The sequence below is a fragment of the Streptomyces sp. NPDC033180 genome, from assembly GCF_055577645.1.
Genome location: NZ_JBVIPU010000004.1, coordinates 62170 through 86182, shown reverse-complemented (window position 1 = coordinate 86182; position 24013 = coordinate 62170). Strand labels below are relative to the sequence as shown.

Annotated in this window: 18 protein-coding genes; 7 read left to right on the top strand and 11 right to left on the bottom strand. The window is 69.7% G+C overall.

What is annotated here, in order from left to right; all coding sequences use genetic code 11:
- Positions 1-15 precede the first annotated feature (15 nt).
- A complete protein-coding gene (locus ACZ5WE_RS14310; protein ID WP_467686962.1) occupies positions 16-924 on the top strand; it encodes an ABC transporter ATP-binding protein in 909 nt (302 codons plus the stop codon).
- Positions 921-1766, top strand: a complete 846-nt coding sequence (locus tag ACZ5WE_RS14305; protein ID WP_467686963.1) for an ABC transporter permease — start codon at positions 921-923, stop codon at positions 1764-1766. Before ACZ5WE_RS14310 ends, ACZ5WE_RS14305 begins: the two co-directional genes overlap by 4 nt.
- 44 nt (positions 1767-1810) lie before the next feature.
- Here the strand turns inward: ACZ5WE_RS14305 and ACZ5WE_RS14300 are convergent, their stop codons facing one another.
- Positions 1811-2785, bottom strand: a complete 975-nt coding sequence (locus ACZ5WE_RS14300; protein ID WP_467686965.1) for a DNA polymerase Y family protein — start codon at positions 2783-2785, stop codon at positions 1811-1813.
- Positions 2782-6216: a DNA polymerase III subunit alpha gene (locus ACZ5WE_RS14295; RefSeq protein ID WP_467686967.1), complete on the bottom strand. Its 3435-nt coding sequence runs from the start codon at positions 6214-6216 to the stop codon at positions 2782-2784. Before ACZ5WE_RS14295 ends, ACZ5WE_RS14300 begins: the two co-directional genes overlap by 4 nt.
- A 163-nt stretch (positions 6217-6379) precedes the next feature.
- Between ACZ5WE_RS14295 and ACZ5WE_RS14290 the strand changes: the two genes are divergently transcribed.
- Together ACZ5WE_RS14290 and ACZ5WE_RS14285 are read left to right on the top strand one after the other, a co-directional pair.
- A complete protein-coding gene (locus ACZ5WE_RS14290) occupies positions 6380-7435 on the top strand; it encodes a DUF3533 domain-containing protein (RefSeq protein WP_467686969.1) in 1056 nt (351 codons plus the stop codon).
- Positions 7436-7501: 66 nt separating this feature from the next.
- The gene (locus ACZ5WE_RS14285) at positions 7502-8647 is read left to right on the top strand and encodes an AAA family ATPase (RefSeq protein ID WP_467686971.1); all 1146 of its coding nucleotides are present in this window, start codon (positions 7502-7504) and stop codon (positions 8645-8647) included.
- Positions 8648-8711: 64 nt separating this feature from the next.
- Here ACZ5WE_RS14285 and adhE read toward each other — a convergent pair whose 3' ends face one another.
- The 6 genes from adhE to ACZ5WE_RS14255 form a co-directional block, all read right to left on the bottom strand.
- Positions 8712-11318, bottom strand: a complete 2607-nt coding sequence (gene adhE / locus ACZ5WE_RS14280; protein WP_467686973.1) for a bifunctional acetaldehyde-CoA/alcohol dehydrogenase — start codon at positions 11316-11318, stop codon at positions 8712-8714.
- A gap of 203 nt (positions 11319-11521) precedes the next feature.
- Positions 11522-12607, bottom strand: coding sequence for a S1 family peptidase (locus ACZ5WE_RS14275; RefSeq protein WP_467686975.1), 1086 nt, complete (start codon positions 12605-12607; stop codon positions 11522-11524).
- Between the two features lie 274 nt (positions 12608-12881).
- Complete coding sequence (locus tag ACZ5WE_RS14270; RefSeq protein WP_467686977.1) at positions 12882-13805, bottom strand: slipin family protein; 924 nt, start codon at positions 13803-13805, stop codon at positions 12882-12884.
- A 232-nt stretch (positions 13806-14037) separates the two neighbouring features.
- Complete coding sequence (locus tag ACZ5WE_RS14265) at positions 14038-14937, bottom strand: S1 family peptidase (RefSeq protein WP_467686979.1); 900 nt, start codon at positions 14935-14937, stop codon at positions 14038-14040.
- Between the two features lie 258 nt (positions 14938-15195).
- Positions 15196-16002, bottom strand: a complete 807-nt coding sequence (locus tag ACZ5WE_RS14260) for a DUF1684 domain-containing protein (RefSeq protein WP_467686981.1) — start codon at positions 16000-16002, stop codon at positions 15196-15198.
- 10 nt (positions 16003-16012) lie between these two features.
- Positions 16013-17263, bottom strand: a complete 1251-nt coding sequence (locus tag ACZ5WE_RS14255; RefSeq protein ID WP_467686983.1) for a DUF5685 family protein — start codon at positions 17261-17263, stop codon at positions 16013-16015.
- Positions 17264-17553: 290 nt separating this feature from the next.
- Between ACZ5WE_RS14255 and ACZ5WE_RS14250 the strand changes: the two genes are divergently transcribed.
- Complete coding sequence (locus ACZ5WE_RS14250) at positions 17554-17997, top strand: cell division protein SepF (protein ID WP_467686985.1); 444 nt, start codon at positions 17554-17556, stop codon at positions 17995-17997.
- A 13-nt stretch (positions 17998-18010) separates the two neighbouring features.
- Here ACZ5WE_RS14250 and ACZ5WE_RS14245 read toward each other — a convergent pair whose 3' ends face one another.
- Both ACZ5WE_RS14245 and ACZ5WE_RS14240 read right to left on the bottom strand, forming a co-directional pair.
- The gene (locus tag ACZ5WE_RS14245; RefSeq protein ID WP_467686987.1) at positions 18011-19207 is read right to left on the bottom strand and encodes an acyl-CoA dehydrogenase family protein; all 1197 of its coding nucleotides are present in this window, start codon (positions 19205-19207) and stop codon (positions 18011-18013) included.
- Between the two features lie 120 nt (positions 19208-19327).
- A complete protein-coding gene (locus ACZ5WE_RS14240) occupies positions 19328-20953 on the bottom strand; it encodes an MFS transporter (protein ID WP_467686989.1) in 1626 nt (541 codons plus the stop codon).
- A 665-nt stretch (positions 20954-21618) separates the two neighbouring features.
- Between ACZ5WE_RS14240 and ACZ5WE_RS14235 the strand changes: the two genes are divergently transcribed.
- Positions 21619-22449, top strand: a complete 831-nt coding sequence (locus ACZ5WE_RS14235) for an ArsR/SmtB family transcription factor (protein ID WP_467686991.1) — start codon at positions 21619-21621, stop codon at positions 22447-22449.
- A gap of 158 nt (positions 22450-22607) precedes the next feature.
- Positions 22608-22814, top strand: coding sequence for an I78 family peptidase inhibitor (locus ACZ5WE_RS14230; RefSeq protein ID WP_467686993.1), 207 nt, complete (start codon positions 22608-22610; stop codon positions 22812-22814).
- Between the two features lie 141 nt (positions 22815-22955).
- Here the strand turns inward: ACZ5WE_RS14230 and ACZ5WE_RS14225 are convergent, their stop codons facing one another.
- Positions 22956-23969 (bottom strand): phosphatase PAP2 family protein, encoded by a 1014-nt coding sequence (locus ACZ5WE_RS14225; RefSeq protein WP_467686995.1) that lies wholly within the window; start codon positions 23967-23969, stop codon positions 22956-22958.
- Between the last annotated feature and the right edge of the window lie 44 nt (positions 23970-24013).

Here is a 24013-nt window from a genome sequence, read left to right as displayed (position 1 = left end):
GACACCGTGGTCCACATGATCGAAGTCAACGAACTGACGAAGCGTTACGGCGACAAGAGCGCCGTCCAGAGCCTGAGTTTCACGGTGCGCCCGGGTCAGGTCACCGGGTTCCTCGGCCCGAACGGCGCGGGCAAGACGACCACCCTGCGGATGCTGCTCGGCCTGGTGGCCCCCAGCGGCGGCACCGCCACCATCGAGGGCCGCGCCTTCGCATCACGGCCGCGCGGCCTGCGCCATGTCGGCGCGCTGCTCGACGCGGGCGACGTGCACGGTGGCCGCACGGCCCGCGCCCATCTGCGTGCGCTGGCCCACGGCAACGGCATCCCCCGGAGCCGGGTGGCCGAGGTGCTGCGCGAGGTCGGCCTCACCGAGGTGGCCCGGCGGCGCGTGGGCGGGTTCTCTCTCGGCATGCGCCAGCGTCTCGGGATCGCCACCGCGCTGCTCGGCGACCCGCCGGTGCTCCTCTTCGACGAACCCCTCAACGGCCTCGACCCGGAAGGCGTGTTGTGGGTACGCGGGCTCTTCCGCCGCCTGGCCGCCGAGGGCCGAACCGTGTTCGTCTCCAGCCACCTCATGTCCGAGATGGAGAACACCGCCGACCAGCTCGTCGTCATCGGCCGGGGCGAGTTGATCGCGGCGGAGAGCGTCACGGACTTCGCCGCACGGGGCACGAGGCTGAGCGTGACGGTGCGTACTCCGGACGTGCTGAGCCTGACGGACGCGCTGAGCACCGAAGGCGCGTCGGTGGAGACCGTCGGCGACACGCTCGCGGTCACCGGCCTGCCCGCGGCCCGCATCGGCGACCTCGCCTTCCGGCACGGGATACGGCTCCACGAACTCGCCACCCGCGCCGCGTCCCTGGAAGAGGCGTTCATGGAACTCACCGCCGACAGCGTCGAATACCTCGCGGGGGATGCCCGATGACGACCCTCACCCTCTCCGCCCCCATCGCGGAGCCCCGCGCCCGCTTCCGCCACCTCCTCGCCGCCGAGTGGATCAAGCTGTGGTCGCTGCGCTCGACCTACTGGGTCCTCGCGGTCGGCGCGCTGGCGGTCACCGGGATCAACGTGAACTCGGCGCTGACCAATCTCGACTGGCTCGCACAGCAGGACCCGCCCGCGCGGATGGACCCGAGGATGCGGTTCGACGCGCTGTCCAGCGCGTTCGTCGACCCCGCCTGGCAGATCCTCATGGTCGTCGCGGGCAGCGTGGGCGCTCTCGCGGTCTTCGGCGAGTACACCAGCGGTCTGATCCGTACGACGTTCACGGCCGTCCCCGACCGGCGTGCGGTGATGCTGGCCAAGGCGGGCGTCATGACGGCGGTGATGGCCGTGCTCGGCGCGTTCGTCTCCGTGGCCTCGTTCGGCGTGACGCAGGCGATCCTGCGGGAGCACGGGGGTCTGTCCATCGGCGACCCGGGCGCGCTGCGTGCCGTCGCGGCGTCCGCGCTGCTCGTACCGCTGAGCGCGCTCGTGGGCATGGCCGTCGGGGCACTCGTGCGGCACGCCACGGGCAGCATCGTCACGACCCTCGTGACGCTGATCCTGGCGCCCGCCTTCCTCCAGGGCGACACGTACCGGTGGGTGAAGGAGCTCGGCAACACGATGCCGATCACGGCATGGAACGCCCTGATCGAGAACCCTGCGATGGACCACCCGCCGGCCAAGTACGCGGAGACGATCACGGAGGCGTGGATCGTGTTCGCGGCGTGGCCGGTGGCCGCGGTGATCGTCATGGTGCTTGCCGTGCGCCGCCGGGATCTGTGAGGTGTGTCCGGTGCTACGCCGGGATCTGTGAGGTGTGTCCGGTGCTACGCCGCCAGCGTTCCCGGCACGATCGCGCCAGGGCCGAACTTCGCCCGCGCCCGGTCGGCCACCGCCTCGATCCTGCGTGCCCTGTCGTCCACCGGGTCGAACATCAGCTGGTGGGCGGCGTGTTCGGCGGGGCCGAGCCCTTCGGCGCGCAGCGAGATGCCGCGTACCCGGGCCCGCTGGAGGCCGAGTGCCTCGTACATCCGGTACGCGGACGCGGTCAGCGCGCAGGAGTGCGCGGTCGGCTCGGGCAGCGCACGCGTGCGGGTCGTGGTGGAGCGGTCGGCGTACCGCACGGTGAGGGTCAGGGAGCGGCACACCTGCTCCTCGTCCCGCATCCGCGCGCCGAGTTCCTCGGTGAGGGAGAGCAGCGCTCTGCGGTGCCGCGTGGGGTCCAACTCGTCGCGGGGGAAGGGTCGTTCCGCGGCGAGGGAGCGGGTGGCGGCGTTCGGCACGACGCGTGCGCGGTCAACGCCTTGCGCCTTCTCGTGCAGCTCGCGGCCGGTGCGGGCGCCGACCAGGCGCTGCAGCGTGGACAGTGGGGCGGTGGCCACCTTGCCGACGGAGTCGAGTCCGTACGAGCACAGGGTGAGGGCGGTGGCGCGGCCGACTCCCGGCAGTTCGGCGACCGGCTTCGGCCCGAGGAACTCCGCGACGGCGTCCGGATCCGCACCCACGGCCCGGGTCACCCCGGGCGCGGCCTCCCGGGCGGCCATCCGCGCGAGCATCGGCCCCGGCCCCGCGCCGATCACGCAGTCCACGCCGTGGTGGGCGAGCGCCCGCACCCGTATCACCGAGGCGAGCTCGACGGCGTCCCGCCCGAAGTAGCGCATCGCTCCCCGTACGTCGACGAGCGCGGCGTCGGGCGGCAGGGCCTCGACGACCGGGCTGAACTCACCGAGCAGCGTGAGCAGTCGGGGCATGGCGGCCTCGTACACGGGCGGCAGGAGGAACCGTACGCAAAGAGTGCTCATCCCGCGCTCCCCGGGCTCTGGTGCCACAACTTCCGTCCCGTCGCCGCCCGTTCGCCGGGAGGCTGCAGGTCGGCCCAGGGGTGCATCTCGTACCCCGTGGACATCCGGATGCGGCGGCCGTCGTCCGCCGGGGCCCCGTCGGGCTCCCCATCGGGCCCCGGCTCGGCGAGACGTGCTCCCACCGCTTCGAGCCCGCCCTCCTGCCGCAGCTCCACCAGTTCCGCCAGGTTCCATGCGGCGGCGCCGACCACGCTGAGGCTGCGCGGCCCGCGCCGTTGCACCACTCCGCGGACCAGGAGCAGCCAGGAGTGGAAGACGGTGTGCGCGCACCGTTCGTGGGCGTCGTCGAAGAAGGCCAGGTCGACCAGGCCCGTGCCGTCGTCCAGGGTGGTGAAGATGACCCGTTTCCCGGAGCGGATCGGCGGGGTCTGGGTGGCCGCCTTGGCGCCCGCGACCAGGACGGTCGCCCCGTGTTCGGCCTCCCTCAGGCGGCGGGCGCTAAGCACGCCGAGCTCCCGGAGGAACTCCGTGTGGTCGCCCATGAGATGGCGGGAGGAGTCCATGCCGAGGACGCCGAGCTCGGCGCTGAGCCGTTCCGCGTCGTCCAGGTCGGGCAGTCCGGCGGACGCCGTCTCCCGCCCGCCGGACAAGGGGAGTTGGGCCCCGGAGGAGCTCCGCGCGCCTCGCCGGAGCTCCGTCAGGTGCAGTTGCAGATCGCGGCGGTTGGCTCCGAACGCATCGAGCGCGCCGACCTGCGCGAGCCGCTGCGCGAGCGGTTTGCCGGGCCTGGCCCGCTCCCAGAAGTCGAGGAGCGAGGCGTAGGGCTGCCCGTCCGCGATCCGCGCGGCCTCGGCCTCGCTGATGCCGTGGACGTCGGCCAGCGCGAGGCGCAGACCCCAAGCCTCCCTGGGATCGGACACCAGTTCGATACGGTGGGCGACCGCGGACCGGTTCACGTCCAGCGGAAGGATCGGCACCCCTCGCCGCCGCGCGTCCGCGAGCAGCAGCCGCTTCGGGTACATGCCGGGGTCGTGCGTGAGCAACCCCGCGTAGAAGGCGGCCGGATGATGGGCCTTCAGCCACGCCGACTGGTACGTCGGCACGGCGAAGGCCACCGCGTGCGCCTTGCAGAAGCCGTACGAGCCGAAGGCCTCGATGATCTCCCACGTCCGGCCGATCGTCTCGGCGTCGTAGCCCTTGGCCGCCGCCTGCTGCGCGAACCAGAACCGGATCCGCCCCTGCGACTCGGGATCGGAGAGCCCGCGCCGCACCCGGTCCGCCTCGTCGCGCCCGCAGCCGGTCATGATGTCCACGATCTGGATGATCTGCTCGTGGAAGACGACGACGCCGTACGTCTCCTTGAGCGGCCCCGCCAGATCCGGGTGCGGATAGCGGATGGGCGCGCGGCCGTGCCGGGCCTCGATGAAGGGCCGCACCATGTCGGCGGCGACCGGACCCGGCCTGAAGAGCGAGATGTCGACGACCAGGTCGTGGAAGGTCGCGGGCTGCAACCGTCCGACCAGGTCCCGCTGGCCCGGCGACTCGATCTGGAAACAGCCCAACGTCTCGGCGGACTTGATGAGGTGGTACGTCGCTGGGTCCCCCGGCGGCGCCGCGTCCACGTCCACCCGCTCACCCGTGGCCCGCTCGACCTCCTGCACCGCGTGCGCCATCGCCGACTGCATCCGCACGCCGAGCACATCGAGCTTGAGCAGCCCGAGGTCCTCCACGTCGTCCTTGTCGAACTGGGACATGGGCAGACCCTCGCCGCTGGTGGGCATGACGGGCGTACGCGCGAGCAGCGAGGCATCGGAGAGCAGCACTCCGCACGGGTGCATGGCGACCCCGCGCGGCAGCGCGTCCAGGGCCTCGACCAGCTCCCACAGACGGCCGTGCCGCTCCTTCTCCCCCGCCACCTCCCGCAGTTCGGGCAGTTCCTCCATCGCCGAGCGGGCGTCCCGCGCGCGGATGTGCGGGAAGGCCTTGGCGATCTTGTCGATCTCGGCCGGGTCCATGGAGAGCGCGGCGCCCACATCGCGGATGGCGTGGCGGACCCGGTAGGTCTCGGGCATGGCGACGGTCGCGACCCGCTCGGTGCCGAAGCGGTCGATGATCGCGCGGTAGACCTCGATGCGGCGGGCCGACTCCACGTCGATGTCGATGTCCGGCAGGACGGCCCGGCGCGTGGACAGGAACCGCTCCATGAGCAGGCCGTGCTCGACGGGGTCGGCGTGCGCGATGCCGATGAGGTGGTTGACCAGGGACCCGGCACCGGAGCCGCGCGCCGCGACCCGGATGCCCAAGTCCCGTACGTCGTCGACCACTTGGGCCACGGTGAGGAAGTAGGAGGCGAAGCCGTGGTACGCGATGATGTCCAGCTCGTGGTGCATCCGCTCCCAGTAGCCGCGGGCCTGGGGGGCGCGGTCGTATCCCCGCTGGACCATTCCCGCCGCCGCCCGCGAGGCGAGCACGCGCTGGGCGGTGCGGCGTCCGGCGCCGACGAGGTGTGGCTCGGGGAAGCGCACGGAGCCGATGCCGATGTCGTCCTCGGGGTCGACGAGGCACTCGGCGGCGGCCGTCCGCGTCTGTTCGACGAGGCGGCGGGCGGTGTCACGGCGGAAGCCGGCCGCCTCCACGATCCGCTCGGCGTTGCCCAGCATGGCGTCGGCGCCCTTCAACCACCGCTCGCCGCTGTCGAGTTCCTTGGTCGGGTCGACGGGGACGAGACGGCGCGCGGCATCGAGCACGTCGGCGACCGGACCCATGCCGGCGTCGGCGTAGCGGACGGCGTTGCTCAGGACGGGGCGGACACCCTGCTCGGCGGCGAAGCCGACGGTGCGGGCGGCGAGGCGGAGCGAACCGGGCCCGGTTCCTTCGCGGCCGTGCCACACGGACTCCAGGCGCAGCGCGTCCCCGTAGCGCTCGCGCCAGGGGACGATGAGGCGGGCGGCCCGGTCGGGGCGCCCGGCGGCGAGCGCGCGCCCCACGTCGGAAGCAGGGCCGAGCAGCACGGTCATGCCGTCGCCGTGGTTCTCCTCCCACGGAAGCACGGGCTGCCCCTCGCCGCTTCGGTGCGCGGCGGTGATCAGGCGGCACAGCGCGGCCCAGCCCGTGGCGCCGTCGCGGGCGAGGAAGGTCACGCGCGGGGTCGACTCATCGATGAAGGCACCTCCGCGCACGGGGGTCCGCCGCCGCGCACCGCGCGGCGGTGCCGGCTCCCCCACCGCGAGCTCGGCCCCGAACAGCGGCCGCACCCCCGCATTCGCACAGGCCTTGGCGAACCGGACGGTCCCCGCGAGGGTGTCCCGGTCGGTGAGCGCGAGGGCGTCCATGCCCCGCTCGGCGGCACGCTCGGCGAGCCGCTCCGGGTGCGAGGCCCCGTACCGCGGGGAGAACCCGGAGACGGTGTGCAGATGCGTGAACCCTGGCACACGCACCTCCTGAAACCCTGAACCGATCCGACCTCACATCCCCCGCCTCCACCATAGACCAACTTTCGAACGCGTGTACGACAGCCGAGTCGAACCGCACTCCTCTTCGCCCATTCGGCCCCGCCCACCTGCGGAAACGACGGGGGCCACGGAGCGTGGGGGCATGAGTTTCACCGATGAGTTGAAGAGCGCCGTCACCCCGCGAGCAGCCCTGCTGGTCATCGGTGTACTGGCCCTGCAGCTGCTGTTCATCGCCTCCTACGTAGGGGCCCTGCACGACCCGAAGCCGAGAGACGTGCCCTTCGGAGTCGTCGCTCCGGGTCCCGCGGCCAAGGAGACGTCGGACAAGCTCGGGAAACTCCCCGACGAACCGCTCGATCCGCGCGTGGTCAAGGACGAGGCCACTGCCCGGCACCAGATCATGAACCGCGACATCGACGGCGCCCTGATCGTCGACCCCCGGGGCACCACCGACACCCTCCTGGTCGGCTCGGGCGGCGGCACCGCCCTCTCCAGGACCCTGACCGAGCTCACCACCAAGGTCGATGCGGACGAGAAGCGCACGGTGAAGACCATCGACGTGGCCCCCGCCTCGAACCAGGACTTCAACGGACTCTCGTCCTTCTACCTGGTCGTCGGCTGGTGTGTCGGCGGTTATCTGTGCGCATCGATCCTGGCGATCAGCGCGGGCTCCCGGGCCGCCAACGTGCCGCGCGCGGTGATCAGGCTCGGCACCATGGCGCTCTACTCGATCATCGGCGGACTCGGCGGCGCGATCATCATCGGGCCGATTCTCGGCGCCCTGCCCGGCAGCATCATGGGCCTGTGGGGCCTCGGCGCCCTGGTGATCTTCGGGGTCGGCGCGATCACGCTCGCCCTGCAGTCGCTCACCGGCATCGTGGGCATCGGCCTCGCCGTCCTGCTCGTCGTGATCGCCGGCAACCCGAGCGCGGGCGGCGCCTTCCCGCTGCCGATGCTCCCGCCGTTCTGGAAGGAGATCGGCCCCTGGCTGCCGCCGGGCGCGGGCACCTGGGTGGCGCGCTCCATCGCGTACTTCAAGGGCAACGCGATCACCGGACCGATGCTGGTGCTCGCCGCCTGGGCGGTCCTCGGCACCGTCATCACCCTGGCCATGTCCGCGCTGCGCGGGGACCGCCAGCCGGGGCAGCGGCCCGCGATGGAGGAACCGGAAACGGACACCGGCGCCCACCGCCGGTGAGCCGAGCGGCCCGCCCCGAAGCCCGCTCCCGCGGCCGTTGTCAGACCCGGGTGCGAGGCTTGAGCGATGATCACCACCCTGGCAGTCGAGAACTACCGCTCCCTGCGCAAACTGATCGTCCCCCTGGACCGGCTGAACGTCGTGACGGGCGCGAACGGCACCGGGAAGTCGAGCCTGTACCGCGCGCTGCGGCTGCTCGCCGACTCCGCGCGGGGCGGTGCGGTGGCCGCCCTCGCCCGCGAGGGCGGGCTGCCCTCGGCACTGTGGGCGGGCCCCGCGAAGGCGGAGGCGACCAGCCTGCGCCTCGGCTTCGCGGGCGACGAGTTCGGGTACGGGGTCGACTTCGGCCACCCGATCCCCACCTCGGGATCCGGCGCGGCGCCCTCGATGTTCAACCTCGACCCGGAGATCAAGCGCGAGTGCACCTGGGCCGGACCCGTCCTGCGCCCCGCCGCGCTGCTCTGCGACCGCGCCGGCCCCGCCGTGCGCACCCGCACCGCCGACGGCGGCTGGCACCGCGCCCAGGGCATCAGGCCGTACGACAGCATGCTGAGCGAACTGGCCGATCCGCAGCTGGCCCCCGATCTGCTCAGGCTGCGCGAACTGATCCGCTCCTGGCGGTTCTACGACCACGTGCGCACCGACGCCGAAGCCCCCGCCCGCGCCGCCCGCATCGGCACCCGCACCCCCGTCCTCGGCCATGACGGCGCGGACCTGGCGGCGGCCCTGCAGACCATCCGCGAGATCGGCGATCCGGCGGCGCTCGACGCGGCGGTGGACGACGCCTTCCCCGGCAGCCGGGTGGGGGTCGTCGACAGCGGGGGCCGTTTCGAACTCCAGCTGCACCAGCGCGGATTGAACCGTCCCCTCGGAGCGGCCGAGCTGTCCGACGGAACGCTGCGCTATCTGCTGTGGACCGCGGCACTGCTCACTCCCCGGCCACCTTCGCTCCTCGTCCTGAACGAACCGGAGACGAGCCTGCATCCGGATCTCCTGCGGCCGCTCGCGGACCTGATCCTGACCGCGACGAAGGACACGCAGGTCGTCCTGGTGACCCACGCCCAGCCTCTCGCCGAAGCAGTCGCCAAGGGAGCGGCCCGCCACCGCGTCGACGTGAACTCCATAGAACTGCTCAAGGAGTCCGGGCAGACGACGGTGGCGGGCCGGGAAAGCCTCCTGGACGAGCCGCTGTGGTACTGGCCCAAGCGCTAGGCCCCGTAAGGGGCGCGGGGAGCTGCGCGACCAGCCACATGCGGCCCGCAGACGGCGAACCGGATCAGGCGCCCTCCCCGTTGCCGTAATACGCCTGCCGCATAAGCTCCTCCATCTCGGAGAGCATCGGCATCCGGGGGTTGGCAGGCGCGCACTGATCCGCATACGCGTTCATCGCCTGCTCCGGCAGCGCTTCGATGAAGGCCGCTTCGTCGACGCCCTCCTCCCGGAAGGAGCCGGGAAGGCCACACTTCCCGCGCAGCTCCTCGACGGCACGGGCGTAGGACTCCACCCCCTGCTCAGGGGAAGCCGCCGGAAGCCCCAGCATCCGGGCGATCTCCTGGAACCGCTCCGGCGCCCGGTAGACCTCGGCCTTCGGCCACGGCGTCGCCTTGGCCGACACCGTGCCGTTGTGCCGGATGACGTGCGGCAGGAGCAGCGCGTTGGTGCGGCCGTGCGAGACGTGGAAGGTGTTGCCGAGGGTGTGTGCCATCGCGTGCACCAGGCCCAGGAAGGCGTTGGCGAAGGCCATGCCCGCCACGGTCGAGGCGTTGTGCATCTTCTCGCGTGCCTCGGGGTCGGCGGCCCCGTTCACGACGCACCGCTCCAGGTTCTCGAAGATGAGCTTGATCGCCTGGAGGCAGAGCCCGTCGGTGTAGTCGTTCGCGTACACCGAGACGTACGCCTCGGTGGCGTGGGTCAGCGCGTCGAAGCCGGAGTCGGCGGTGACCGTCGCGGGGAGCTTCATCGGAAGCACCGGGTCGACGATCGCGACGTTCGGGGTGAGCGCGTAGTCCGCGAGGGGGTACTTCTGCGCGGCCTCCGGATCGGAGATGACGGCGAAGGGGGTGACTTCGCTGCCCGTGCCCGAGGTGGTCGGGACGGCCACCATCTGCGCCTTCTCGCCGAGGCCCGGGAACTTGAAGGCCCGCTTGCGGATGTCGAAGAACTTCTCCTTGGTGTCGGCGAACTCGATCTCCGGGTGCTCGTACATCAGCCACATGATCTTGGCGGCGTCCATCGGCGAGCCGCCGCCGAGCCCGATGATCGTGTCCGGCTCGAAGTCCCGCATGCGCGCGGCTCCGGCCCGGACGGTCGCGAGCTCAGGGTTGGGCTCGACGTCGTCGATGACCTGGACGGTGACGGCCTCGGGGCGCGCGGCGAGGATGTCGGTCACACGCCGCACGAAGCCGAGCGTCGACATCGTCTTGTCCGTCACGATCGAGACCCGCCTGATGCCGTCCATCTCCCCCAGGTAGCGCAGGGAGTTGCGCTCGAAGTAGATCTTCGGCGGAACCTTGAACCACTGCATGTTGGTGTTGCGCCGTCCGATCCGCTTGACGTTGATCAGGTTGACCGCGGAGACGTTGTCGGACACCGAGTTGTGTCCGTAGGAGCCGCAGCCGAGGGTGAGCGAGGGCAGGAAGGCGTTGTAGACGTCGCCGATGCCGCCGAAGGTCGAGGGAGCGTTGACGATGACGCGCACCGCCTTGACCCGCCTGCCGAACTCCTCGGCGAGCTCGTCGTCCTCGGTGTGGATCGCGGCGCTGTGCCCCAGGCCGTTGAACTCGACCATCCGGGCGGACAGTTCGAGGCCCTGCTCGGTGGTCTCGGCCTTCAGGGCGGCAAGGACCGGGGAGAGCTTCTCGCGGGTGAGCGGCTCGCCGTCGCCGACCTCCGCGCACTCGGCGACGATGACCGACGTGCCCTGGGGGACCTCGAATCCGGCCTGTTCGGCGATCCACCGCGGGGACCTGCCGACGACGGCCGCGTTCAGCTTCGCGCTCGCGCAGTCGGCGCCGAAGGCCGTCGTCCCGAAGACGAACTCCTCCAGCTTGGTCTTCTCGGCCGCCGTGACGACGTACGCGCCGAGCCGCTCGAACTCCGCGATCCCCTCGTCGTAGACCTCCTTGTCGAGGATCACGGCCTGCTCCGATGCGCAGATCATGCCGTGGTCGAAGGCCTTGGAGAGCACGATGTCGTGCACCGCGCGACGCAGCTTGCCGCTGCGTGCGACATACGCGGGTACGTTGCCCGCGCCGACGCCGAGCGCGGGCTTGCCGCAGGAGTAGGCGGACTTGACCATGGCGTTGCCGCCGGTGGCGAGGATGGTGGAGACGCCGGTGTGGTTCATGAGCAGCCCGGTGGCCTCCATCGAGGGCTCCTCGATCCACTGCACGCAGTTGGCGGGGGCGCCGGCCTCGATCGCGGCGTCGCGCACGACGCGGGCGGCCTCGGCGGAGCAGCGCTGGGCGCTGGGGTGGAAGGCGAAGATGATCGGGTTGCGGGTCTTCAGGGCGATGAGGGCCTTGAAGAGGGTCGTCGACGTCGGGTTGGTCACCGGGGTCATGGCGCAGACGACGCCGACCGGTTCGGCGATCTCGGTGATGCCGTTCAGCTCGTCACGGGAGATGACGCCCGCGGTCTTCAGGCCGCGCATCGAGTTGACGACGTGCTCGCAGGCGAAGAGGTTCTTGACGGCCTTGTCCTCGAAGAGCCCGCGGCCCGTCTCCTCCACGGCCAGCCTCGCAAGATCCCCGTGCCGGCCCAGCGCGGCGAGGGAGGCCTTCTTCACGATGTGGTCGACCTGCTCCTGGTCGTACGACGCGAACCGGCCGAGCGCGGTCAGCGCTCCCTTGACCAGTCCGTCCACCATCTCGTTGGCCTCCATGGCGGGGCTCCTTCGGTGAGACCTTTTCGCTGATACCTCAATTCGACACCCGTCCGCCGGCCTTCGGGCGCCGCAGAAGACCCCTCTGAGCAGGCCAAAGGTCCTTGTGAATGTTTTCACAAGCGCACATGAAAAAGAGACCGGTCCGCCCATGGCGGCGGACCGGCCCCTGTCCCGCTGCCCCCTGCCGGGGGCGCTCCTGGCTAGCCGATCTCCGCACCGAAGGCGGACAGCGCCTCCGGAACCGGCTGGAAGAACGTCTCCCCGCCGGCGCTGCAGTCACCGCTGCCGCCCGAGGTGAGACCGAGCGCGGTGTCGCCCGCGAAGAGCGCGCCGCCGCTGTCGCCGGGCTCGGCGCAGACGTCGGTCTGGATGAGTCCGTTGACGATGTCGCCGTTGCCGTAGTTCACGGTGGCGTCGAGACCCGTGACCGAGCCGTCGTGCAGCTGCGTGGTCGAGCCGCTGCGCTGCACCTTCTGACCGACGGTCGCGTCGCCCGCCTTGGTGATGGCCTGCGTCGAGCCGTTGTAGAGGTTCACCTCGCTCGGGTGCGCGGTGTCGCCGCTGTACTTGACGATGCCGTAGTCGTTGTCGGGGAAGCTGGAGCCCGCGTTCTCACCGATGGCCGGGCCGCCCTGCTCCTCGGACCAGCTGGTCACCGCTTCGGTGCAGTGGCCCGCGGTCAGGAAGTGCGGAGCGCCGTCCTTGACCACGTTGAAGCCGAGCGAGCAGCGGCTGCCGCCACCCCAGATGGCGTCGCCACCTGCGATGAAGGGCTTGAACTCCCCCTTGCTGTGCTGGAGTTCGACCTTGGAGCCGAGGCCCTTCACGACCGCGCCGAGCTTGTCGAGCTGGGCCCCCTTGACCGTGCGGTCCGCCGTCACGACGACCTTGTTGGTGGCCGGGTCGACCGCCCACGAGGTGCCGGGGATGGACGCCTTGTCGCTGAGCGTCGTACGGGCGCTCTTCAGCTCGGCGAGTGAGTTCTCGACGATTCTCGCCTTGGCGCCGGCCGACTCGACGGCGTCGGCAGCGCTCTTGTCGAGGACGTTCACGACGAGGTTCTTGGCCTTGGCGTCGTAGTACGTACCGGCCGCGTCCAGGCCGAGGTCCTTGCCGAGGGACGAGGCGAGCTTTCCGGCCTTCGCGACCGAGAGGGTGTCCGGCGTGGGGGTCGGGGCACTCTCACTCGCGTTCGCAGTCTGGAAGGTGATTCCGGCGGCGATCAGTGCGGTGATGCCCGCACCTGCCACGGCTGCACGTCGCTTGGATATGCGTCGGTGCTTCAAGTCACGTCCTCCTGTGGGGGGTCGGCCCGTTCGGTGTGGGGACCTGGGGACCGGAAGGCGTACCGGCAAGGAGTCGCTCACGCTGCGAAAGCCGCGTCCATGCCAAGGGGTGCGCCCACTATCCCGATACCGTCCGGTAGCACACAAGGTCTACTTCAGGACGCGCACGCGACAGTCACCGCGCGCCCCCCGCGCCTTCACCGACGCCGGTCCCACCACGTCGGTCCCCGCTGCAAACACCGCGTGCGAGCGGGTGATCGGCAGCGGGTAAGGACTAGTCCTGTCCGGTTCTCGACGTTCCTGGCGCGTCCCGCTCACCGGCTTCCGAATCCGGAGCACCGAAATCCGGCAGCGTGACGGCGGGAGATTCGGTCACGGCGGCGGGAGGCTCGGACCCTGCGGATACGGGACCGGGCGCACCCGCGGGCGGCTGCTGCCCCTGCGTGGACCGCTCCAGGAAGCGCAGGAGCTCCACGGGGAAGGGCAGGACGAGGGTCGAGTTCTTCTCGGCGGCGACCGCCACCACGGTCTGGAGCAGCCGCAGTTGGAGCGCCGCGGGCTCGTCCGCCATCTCATGCGCCGCCTGGGCCAGCTTCTTGGAGGCCTGCAGCTCGGCGTCCGCGTTGATCACGCGGGCCCGGCGCTCACGGTCGGCCTCGGCCTGCCTGGCCATGGACCGTTTCATGGTCTCCGGGAGCGACACGTCCTTGATCTCGACCCGGTCGATCTGCACGCCCCAGCCGACGGCCGGGGAGTCGATCATCAGCTCCAGGCCCTGGTTGAGCTGCTCGCGGTTGGAGAGCAGATCGTCGAGATCGCTCTTGCCGATGATCGAGCGCAACGACGTCTGCGCCATCTGCGAGACAGCGAAGCGGTAGTCCTCCACCTGCACGACGGCCTCGGCGGCATCGATCACCTTGAAGTAGATGACCGCGTCCACGCGCACCGTGACGTTGTCCCGGGTGATGCCGTCCTGCGCGGGGACCGGCATCGTCACGATCTGCATGTTGACCTTGCGGAGCCGGTCCACGAACGGCACGACCATGGTGAACCCGGGCCCGCGCACCGAACGCTGCAGCTTCCCGAGCCGGAGCACCACGCCCCGTTCGTACTGTTTGACGACACGCGCCGCAGCCATCACATAGACCGCTCCGACAGACCCGACGGCTACTCCCGCCACCACCAGCTCCTCGACCATGCCGGCCCCCAGGGTCCGAATTGGGCGTGTTGGGCGTGCACTTCGAAGGTAACGCCGCAGGGCGCACAAAGGGAGACGGGAGACAGGAGAGAGCCCCCGCCCGGTCTTCCGGACGGGGGCTCCCCTGCTGCTGGCTGCAGACTGGCCGTGCGTGGGTCAGCCGCGCGTGGATCAGGTCGTACATCAATCAGTCATACGCGGATCAGTCGTACCTGGATCAGTCGTACCTGGATCAGTAGACGCTCACGCCGTACGCGCTCAGCGCCTCGGTGACCGGCTGGAAGAACGTCGTGCCGCCCGATGAGCAGTTGCCGCTGCCGCCCGAGGTGAGGCCGAGTGCCTTGGACCCCGCGTAGAGCGGGCCGCCGCTGTCGCCGGGCTCGGCGCAGACGGTGGTCTTGATCATGCCGTAGACGATGTCGCCGCCGCCGTAGTTGACGGTGGCGTTCAGGCCGGTGACCCGGCCGCTGTGAGTGCCGGTGGTCGAGCCGCGCCGGGTGACGGCCTGGTTCATGGTGGCGTTGCCCGCGCTGGTGATGTCCTGGCTGCCGACCGTGCCCGACTTGGTGATCGACGAGTTCGTGTACCTGACGATGCCGTAGTCGTTGGTCGGGAAGCTGGAGCCATGCGTGGTGCCAAGGACCGTGGTCTTCGCGGAGTTGGCCCACCAGGTGCCCGCGCCGTCGGTGCAGTGACCGGCGGTGAGGAAGTAGTAGGTGCTGCCGCTGCGGACGTTGAAGCCGAGCGAGCAGCGCCAGCTTGACGCGTAGATCGCGTCGCCGCCGGAGATCAGCTTGCTGAACTTGCCGGGAGTGCGCTCGACCTTGAGGGCGCCCGCGTTGCTGCCCGCCGCCTCCTTGATCTTGGCGATCTCGGCCTTGGAGACGGTGCTGTCGGCGGTGACGACCAGGCGGTTCGTCGCCTTGTCGACACTCCATGCGGTGCCTGCGACATCCGCGTCGAGCACCGCGTCGCTCGCCTTGGTGAGCTGCGCCGAGCTGAAGGTGGTGACGTCGTTGGCGTTCGCAGCGGGGACGGCGAGCGCGCCGACGGCCACAAGTCCGGTGGCCACGGCCAGCAGACGTGTGTGTCTCGCTATGCCGCTGCGGGGGGTGGTGCGCTTGTTCCTCACTTGTTGTTCCTCCCGAGGGGAAGTCAGTGGGTCCGTGTGGGTTGCGGACCCGTGAGGCGCAGCCAATGAGCAAAGGGCAAGCCGGATTCCGGATACGCCGTGCTCCTGACAAGCGCTGCTCGGGAGTATTCGGGCCACGGACACCGCGCACAAGGGCGCCTTTCGGCCGTAAGCCGGATACACGGCAACCGGCCCCGACGGCTGTCGTACCTGTCGTACGCCGTCGGGGCTTGGGTCATCGGCTCTTCTTCTGACGTGTCAGCGGCCGATGAGGTTCCGCTCTCCTGCGGCGATCTCGGCGTCAAGGGTGTTGCCCGGCGGCGGGAACGGGCAGATGAAGTGGTCGGCGAAGGCGCACGGGGGAAGAAGCGCGCGGTTGAGGTCCACCGTCGTGCGCCCCTCGGCGTCCGGCGCGGCGGGCCGCAGGAACCGGAACCGGTAGCTGGACACTCCGCTGCTCGCGTCGGCGAACACCGCCCACAAGGAGCCGTCGCCCTCCACCGACGCCTGGAGCGTGTGCTCCTTTCCGGCCAGGGTGAAGGCCAGCTCACCGCCCAGTCCGAGCCCCCGCTCCACCCCGTCAGCGTTGCCGACCCGGACGGTGCGCACCCCGTCGGTGGTGCTCTCGGCGGCGTACGGCGTAAATCGCCCCGGTACCGCCCAGCGCGCGTCGTACCCCGTGGCCTCGATGCCCCGGAAGGCGCGGCGCGCGGCGGACTCCGGGTCGAAGTCGCGTACCGCCCAGAGCCCTTCGCGACGCAGCACGACCAGGCGGCGGTCGCCGTGCCCGACGCGGGCCGCGCCGACAGGACCGGGATCGGCGGCGAGGCGGGCCTCGCCGCTGAACAGCTGCCCGTCGAGGGTGAGCCCGTCGTCGGCGCCGGCGGTCAGGACGATCTCGTCGCCCGCCTCGGTCCAGCGCCCGGGGATGTCCGGAAGCGAACCATCCGGGTAGTCAGCGAGCCAGTGGGTGCCGGTGAGCGTGAGCGGGCCGTAGGGCGCGGACACCATCTCCGTCCGCTGCTCGTGCCAGTGCTTCCAGTCCCGTGAAGCGTCCGTCGTCATGTGATCAACCCTAGAGCCCGCAGTCGCAGCAGGAGCAGCACTCACAACAGGAGCAACATCCGCTGTCGCCGCAGTTGTTGCAGCACCCCTCGCGCCTCTTGCGGGACCAGGGGCCCTCGTACGAATCGGCGCAGCACAGCTTGCAGGTGCAGCAGAGGCCGATGGCGACCGCGCACCCCGCCCAGAAGCCCCGCTTGCCCGGCTTCGGCGGCTGCTGCTCGGGCCCGTGCCCACCCCCGAACCCGCCGGGGCCACCGGGACCCCCCGGCACCCCGCCTCCGTACGGGTTGCTGTTCCCGTACGGTCCGCCCTGCTGCCCGTACGGCCCACCCTGCCCCGGGGATGGCGGCGGCGGCCCGAAGGAACCACCCTGATGGGCCGTCACCTCATGGGTGTGCCCGCACGCGTCGGTCCCGAAGGCCCGGTCCACCGAGCGCCCCAGCTCATGCGCGAGCAGCACATGCGCCAGCTTGCCGTCCGTGAATTCGGCGTCGCGCAGCGCGAGCCGTATGCCGTGCAGGGCGTCGTCGGCGAGGCGCCGGGCCTCGACGAGACCGGTGCCCGTGGCCGTCAGCGGGTTCCACGCATCCGACGCGGCGTCAGCTTCCTTGTCCTCCACGGCATCCAGGAGATGCGCGAGCCTGCCGAAGAGCCGCCCGGCCTCGGCGAGTGGCTCGGCGTTGCCCGGCCTGCCCGCGATGACGGCGGTGTGCGCGAAGGCGGCTGCGGTCGCGGTCTCGGTCGGCTCGGTGACCGTGAGCAGCGAGGTGCCGGGGCCCGCCAAGCTCTCGATGCCGACCTGCCGTTCGACGGCGTCGAGCAGGACCGCCGTGTCGAAGCCCACATCGGCGCCGGTGCGGGCGCCCGCCCGGTCCCAGCTCCGTGCGACCTTCCGGGCGGCGGCGGCCACCGGCCTGCGCGCCAAGAGGCCGTCCCCGTCGGCGACGTGGTCGCGCACCTTCGCCGACGCGAGCACCAGCGAGACCGCGGCGGCGAGCCGTGCGCCCTCGCCCTGCGCGACGGAAGCGGTGCGCATTCCACGGAGGGGGCAGGGCCCCGCGGTGCGCCTCCAGCCGGTCGACCTGGCGGCCTGAGCCTCCGTCAGAACCGAGATGATCAGGCCGTCGTAGTTGGTCACGACGCGGGCGAACTGGCCGTGATCACCCCGCAGGGCGAGACAGAGCCCGCACAGATGCGCCATCCATTGCGTCTTGAGGCCTTCTCCCAGACGATGGCTGCAGGGCCTGACGATTCCGAACATACGACTCCCCCGTGAGCCCGTTGACGATCAACTCGGGCATCGTATCGAGGGGTCCGTTCACCCGGACGCACCGGTCGTCACCCATACGCCGCGAACAATCATATTTCACTCACTGTCAGCAGCCGTACACAGCAGGACCCTTGGGGAATCACGCGTTTACGGCGTGTTGACTCTGCACCAGTACCGTCACGAAAACCCCGCGCGGCGACTATCCACTTGGCGCACTATCCGCATCATGGACGAACATGGGGATGCGGAACGCAGAAAGCCCGCTGTGAGAGGAGGCGTCCATGGGATCGGTGCGCAAGGCGAGTGCCTGGCTTGGCCTCGTCGACGACAACAACAATGACGAGCGTTACTACGACGGCTACGACGACGACGGGGCCGAGGGGCCCGGCGAAGCCTGGGTGACCGACCCGCGGGTGCGGGTGGTCGCCGAGGCCGCCGAAGAGGAAGGGCGCCGGATCGGGACCGTGACCCCGGACAGTTTCCGGGACGCGCGCGGCATCGGCGAACTCTTCCGGGACGGTGTCCCGGTCATCATCAACCTCACGTCGATGGAGCCCGGCGACGCCAAGCGCGTCGTGGACTTCGCGGCGGGCCTGACGTTCGGACTGCGCGGCTCCATCGAGCGCGTGGCGACGCGGGTCTTCCTGCTCAGCCCCGCCGACACGAACATCGTCAACGGGGAGGCCCGGAGCCGTCCGGCGGACGGTTTCTTCAACCAGAGCTAGCGGGCGAGGCCGCTCACCGGAAGGCGTCAAGGCCGGTGAGCGCCTTGCCCAACACGAGTTGATGCATCTCGACGGTGCCCTCATAGGTGAGCACCGACTCGAGATTCGTCGCATGCCGCATCACGGGATACTCCAGCGAGATCCCGTTCGCGCCCAGGATCGTCCGGGACGTGCGGCAGATCTCGATCGCTTCTCGTACGTTGTTGAGCTTGCCGAAGCTGACCTGTTCGGGACGGAGCCTGCCCGCGTCCAGACGCCGGCCGAGGTGATGCGCGAGCAGGATGCCCTTGTGCAGCTCGACCGCCATGTCGGCGAGCTTGGCCTGGGTGAGCTGGAAGCCGCCGATGGGCCTGCCGAACTGCTCGCGGGTCTTGGAGTACTCGACGGCTGCCTCGAAGGAGGAGCGGGCGGCGCCCATGGCTCCCCAGACGATGCCGTAGCGCGCGTGGGAGAGACAGCTCAGGGGGCCCTTGAGGCCGGTGACCTCGGGAAGCACCGCGTCGGCGGGCAGCCGTACCTCGTCCATCACCAGCTCGCTGGTGACGCTCGCGCGCAGCGACCACTTGTGCTTGATCTCGGGCGCCGAGAAGCCGGGGGTCTCGGTGGGGACGACGAAGCCCCTGATCCCGTCGTCGGTGTGCGCCCAGACCACGGCGACCCCGGCCACGGAGCCGTTGGTGATCCACATCTTGCGCCCGGTGAGCACCCAGTCGGTGCCGTCCTTCTTGGCGAAGGTGCGCATGGACGCCGGGTCGGACCCGTGATCGGGCTCGGTCAGGCCGAAGCAGCCGATGATCTCGCCCGCGGCCATGCCGGGCAGCCAGCGCTGTTTCTGCTCCTCGGAGCCGAAGCGGTGGATGGCGTACATGGCGAGGGATCCCTGAACGGAGACCAGCGAGCGGATGCCGGAGTCGGCGGCCTCCAGCTCCAGGCAGGCGAGCCCGTACTGGACGGAGCTCGCCCCTGCGCAGCCGTAGCCCTCCAGGGACATGCCGAGGGCGCCGATCGAGCCGAGCTCACGAGCGAGATCGCGGATGCCGGGCAGCTCGCCCTTCTCGTACCAGTCGGCGACATGCGGCAGGACGCGGTCGGCCGCCCAGGTGCGGACGGTCTCGCGGATCGCGAGGTCCTCCGGCTCCAGGAGATCGTCGATGCCGAGGGGGTCGGCGGGGTCGAAGGGCGGCAGGGGGGTGCGGCTGCGTGCGGACATCTCGGGCCTCCGGCGGCGCAAAAACTAGCAGTGGTAGTTACTTACGACTCGCGTTGACGTTACCAAGGACCAAGGGCGGGTGGGTGGGGGAACTCCCCGGCCGAAGGCCGGGGAAGCACGTCAGCGGAGGGACTCCGCAGGAACGCCCGCCTCGCTCCGGGGCGCCGGGACCCCCTGCTCGGACGGCGCCGCAGGCGCCCCGCACTCCATGGTCCGCGGCAGCTTCAGCGCCATCAGCGCGCCGAGCAGCAGCAGCCCCGCGCTGACCAGCAGGGTCACGTGCAGCCCGTGCACGAAGGACTCGCGCGCGGCGGTGCGCAGCGCCTCGCCCGCCCCGCCACCGAGCCCCGAAGCGACCTCGTACGCCTCGCCGAGCGAGTGGCTCGCCGCGGAGCTCTCCTTGGCGGGCACGCCCTGGACGGACGAGAGGCCCGGCGCGTACGCCGCGTTCATGACGCTGCCGAGCAGCGCGATGCCGATGCCGGCGCCCAGTTGGTACGAGGTCTCGCCGATCGCGGCGGCGCCGCCCGCCTGCGACTGGGGCGCCTCGCTGAGCATCGACTCGTAGGAGCCGAAGAGCGTGGTCTGCAGACCGAGGCCGAGCAGGACGAAGCTGAAGAGCAGGAGCGGGTCGTTGACCTCGTCGCCCAGACCGGTGAGCACCAGCACGGCCACCGCGGTCAGGGTGAAACCGGAAGCGACCATCGAGCGCGGGCCGAAGCGGTGCAGGAGCTTGGATCCGGCGAGACCCGCGGCCATCGCGGCGACGGTGAGCGGCACGAGCCGCATACCGGTCTCCAGCGGGGAGAGGCCGAGCACCAGCTGCAGATACTGCGCGGCGACCAGTTCGAGGCCCACCAGGGCGAGCATCGCGAGCACGATGCAGCCGAGCGAGGTGCTGAACGCGGGCCGCGCGAACATCGACAGATCGATGAGCGGGTGCTTGCGCCGCCGCTGCCTGCGGACGAAGCCGACCAGGAGGGCAGCGCCCAGGAAGAACGACAGGAGGGTCGTCATGCCGAACGGCGACTCTCCGCCGCCCGCCCGCTTCACCGCGAACACGAGGCCGAAGAGACCGCCCGCGGCCATCAGCGCGCCGACCACGTCCCACGGCCCGTCGCGGTCGCCCGTCGACTCCGGAAGCAGCCAGCGCCCGATGGGCAGGCTGACCAGCATCAGCGGGATGTTTATCAGGAAGACCGAGCCCCACCAGAAGTGCTCGAGCAGGAAGCCGCCGAGCAGCGGCCCGCCCGCCGCGCCGATTCCGGCCACCGCGCTCCACACACCGATGGCGACGGCGCGCTCGCGCCGGTCGGGAAAGACCTGGCGGAGGATCGAGAGCGTCGCGGGCATGATCATCGCGCCGCCGACGCCGAGCAGGGCGCGGGCCGCGATCAGGATCTGGGCGTTGTCCGCCATGGCGGCCACGGCCGATGCCACGCCGAAGAGGGCGTAACCGAGGAGGAGCACCCGTCTGCGGCCCACCCGGTCGCCGAGGGTGCCGAAGAGGATGAGCAGCGAGGCGCAGACCAGTGGATAGACGTCCACGATCCACAGCAGCTCGATGCCACCGGGCTTCAGGTCCTCGGTGACTGCGGGCACCGCCACGTGCAGAACGGTGGCGTCGACGGCGACGAGCAACAGGCTTACGCAGAGAACGACGAGCACCAGCCAACGGTTGGCGCCGCCCTGCGACCCGGGTACCCGACGGCCGGAAGGAGCGGTGGCCGTGGTTGAACCCGACATGTGCGATACCTCCCAGTGATCCCTCGCATCGGCGGCCCCGCGGGACGTGATCTCCCAGCTGGCGGCAACGAAAGGCGAGTGAGCCGCCAGAGTACGCGAGTTCACGACTGTGGCGCGTGGCGGACCTCTCACGGTTGCACGGAGACGGTGTGGCATACGCCACGCTGCCCAGCCGGACCGCGCGAACCAGTCCATTCGCCATGAACCTGCGCGAACACTCCTCCGAACCTCAGAAGAACCTCAGAATCCGTTAGAGGGCGCCGCAATCAGGTGGCGGATTTCATAGGCTCGATCACTGATCGCAACCGGGGAGTCACAGACGATTCATCATTGCTTAGGACATCGAATGGTCGCGCATGCAACTAGTTCGGAAGCCCGGAACCCGCACCGCTCGACGCGTGACTTCCGCCTTCGCTCGCAGGCTCCGACCCCTCCCCGGCCCCGCTGATCGACAGCCACATCAAACACCCCGCGGACCAGAGGCCAAGACCAGGCCGCAATTCAGGTTCATCGGGGATCAAGCCACACAAAGAACACCAATACGGGGAATCATGATTCGCATAACTCTGACTCCATCGATTCTGGCGGCTACGCGCTTTACGATATCTCCGCTCATCCAAACTTGCCTGGTTTTGCATCCATACCACACCGGTAATGATTCTGAAATGGAGTCGATCTCGATCGAGGAGACCCTGGTATCCCATAGGCTCCACCTCCTGCAGACGCTACGTCACATTTGCAGCGACGTGACAGACTATCCTCCTTTCACCCCCATGACCTCGGACCCGCACGTGAACTACGAACTGGAACGAGTAGCGGGAGCCCCATCCTATTTGGCCGAAATACAGGCCAGAAAGGTAGCGGAAAACGCCCCGTGGGGGATGGATCTCCTCACGCGGATCAGAACCAGCGGAGAAACCTACGCCACCCGCCTGGCGTTGGAGATGAGAGAATTCTGGGAGCACTCCCTGGCCTCACACTGGCCGACATTGGCAGCCAAGGCGACGGCCGACGTCGTCCACAGGTCGAACCTGATGAGCGCGGAGGGACTGGGCGGGACTCTCGATTCGCTGCACCCGTCGATCACTTACTACAAGAACGAACTAATTATCGACAGCCAGTACGAGGTCGAAACGTCGCGGGTGGAAAGAATAACCCTGTGTCCATCCATTGCCACATCGCGCCCCTTGGTGACCATTGACCCGTGGGACAATCGAGAAATGATCGTGACCTACCCAGCCAATCCACACAGGAAATCACATGATGGGGAATGCAGGCCTACAGAGTCGCTGGAAACCGTGATCGGGTCTTCCAGATCTACGTTGCTACTGGACCTAGAGACCCCACGCACCACCACTGAACTCGCCAAACGGCAACACCTGAGCCTGTCCACCGTCTCCTATCACCTGAAGATGCTCTACCAGGCGGGCTGGGTAGAACGAATACGTGTCGGAAAATTCGTCTACTACCACCGAACCGCAAGGGCCCACATATGAGAGAATCTGCGGCAATTCGCGACGCAAGAGAGCATTGAACTACACCACTGAGGGCCACGCCTTCCTCGGCGCCCGGCACCTCTCATGACGCCGGGGCAGTCGAGATTGCCGTCAGTATCCCCTTACGTCCCATAGTCGCCCGCCCTAGGCTGGTGGGCATGGCCCCAGCACCCGCAGAGCCCCAGGACGCCCCGAACAGTTACGTCGGTCTCGCCGTCGAGCACGCTGAACATCAAGCTCGCGAGCGCGGCTGGTCCACTGTCAGATCACTCGCGCCAGGCGCAATCATCACCATGGAATACCTTTCAGGACGGCTCAACTTCGAGGTTGAACACGACACGGTGACCCGCTGTTGGAAGGGTTGACATCGTGCCGTGCAAGACCAGACGGCGGTGCGTCGAACCGGCGAAGGGCCTCAGTTCCGGCGGAACTGAGGCCCTTCGCCGTGTGGGGACGCGGGGTGTGTGCGTACCGTCGTCCCACTGTCTCCAGAGAGCGGCCGCCCGCTACCGGACGACCGACTTCGCACTTCGCGGGACGACGCGATCGGGGTGCGATGGGCAGCGGTTCCCCCCAGGGGCAGCCTGACTCCGCTCAGCGCGCACGCCGTGCGTACCCGGGGTGACGTAAGCGGGAGCCGGGGAGGAGCACCTGGCCCCGACCGGCTCGAGGGCAGAGCCACCGTCATCCGTACGGATCCTCTGCGGGAACAGGGCGGGGACGCCCGCCGGCGGAGCCGGGTGGTGCTTGGCGCTGCCGGCTCGGCGGGCACGCCAAACCTCGCGGTAGGCGAAGATCCAGCCTTCTGCCCGCGCCATCAGCGGCTCGACCCAGGGCAACGCGAGCAGAATGAGCAGACCTGCGGCCCAGCCGAGGAGCACATCGCTCAGCCAGTGGGTGCCGAGATACACGGTCGTGAGACCCACACTCAGGGAGACAACGGCGGAGACCGCGGACAGCCAGCGCCGGGTGACCGGCGTGGAGGCCATGTAGGCGAGGATTCCCCAGGTCACAACGGCGTTGGCGGTGTGGCCCGACGGAAATATGTCCCCTCCCCTCAGCATCTCGTTCGAGCCGATCAGCGTCGCGTAGTGCGGGCCGAGGCGGCCCATGCCCAGCTTGGCAGCGCCCACTGTCACATTGAGCAGCAGCAGAGCGGCACCGAACATCAGCAGTGGGCGCAGCGTGTGCTGCCGCCAGGAGCGCCAGCCGAGCCAGGCCGAGACCATGACGGCCGTCGGGCCACGCTGGCCCAGCACGACCCAGTAGTCGAGGAAAGCATGGACCTCGGGCCACTGCTGGTACGGGCGGAAGAACATGACCTGCCAGTCGAAGCGGACAAGCCAGGTCGTGATCACGATGGCGACGATGATGGCGAGATAGAAGGCGAGGGTCGCGCTGAAGAGCACGATCCGATGCCGGGTCATCGCTGGCACGTCGAGATGGCTTGACCGTTCGGGCTCCCGGTCTAGGCGGGCCCAGACCCGGTCTAGACGGGTGGGGTTTCGTTCGGTACGCACTCAATCGAGATTACAGCGGGTGAGTGCAGTCCCAGACCCGCGGG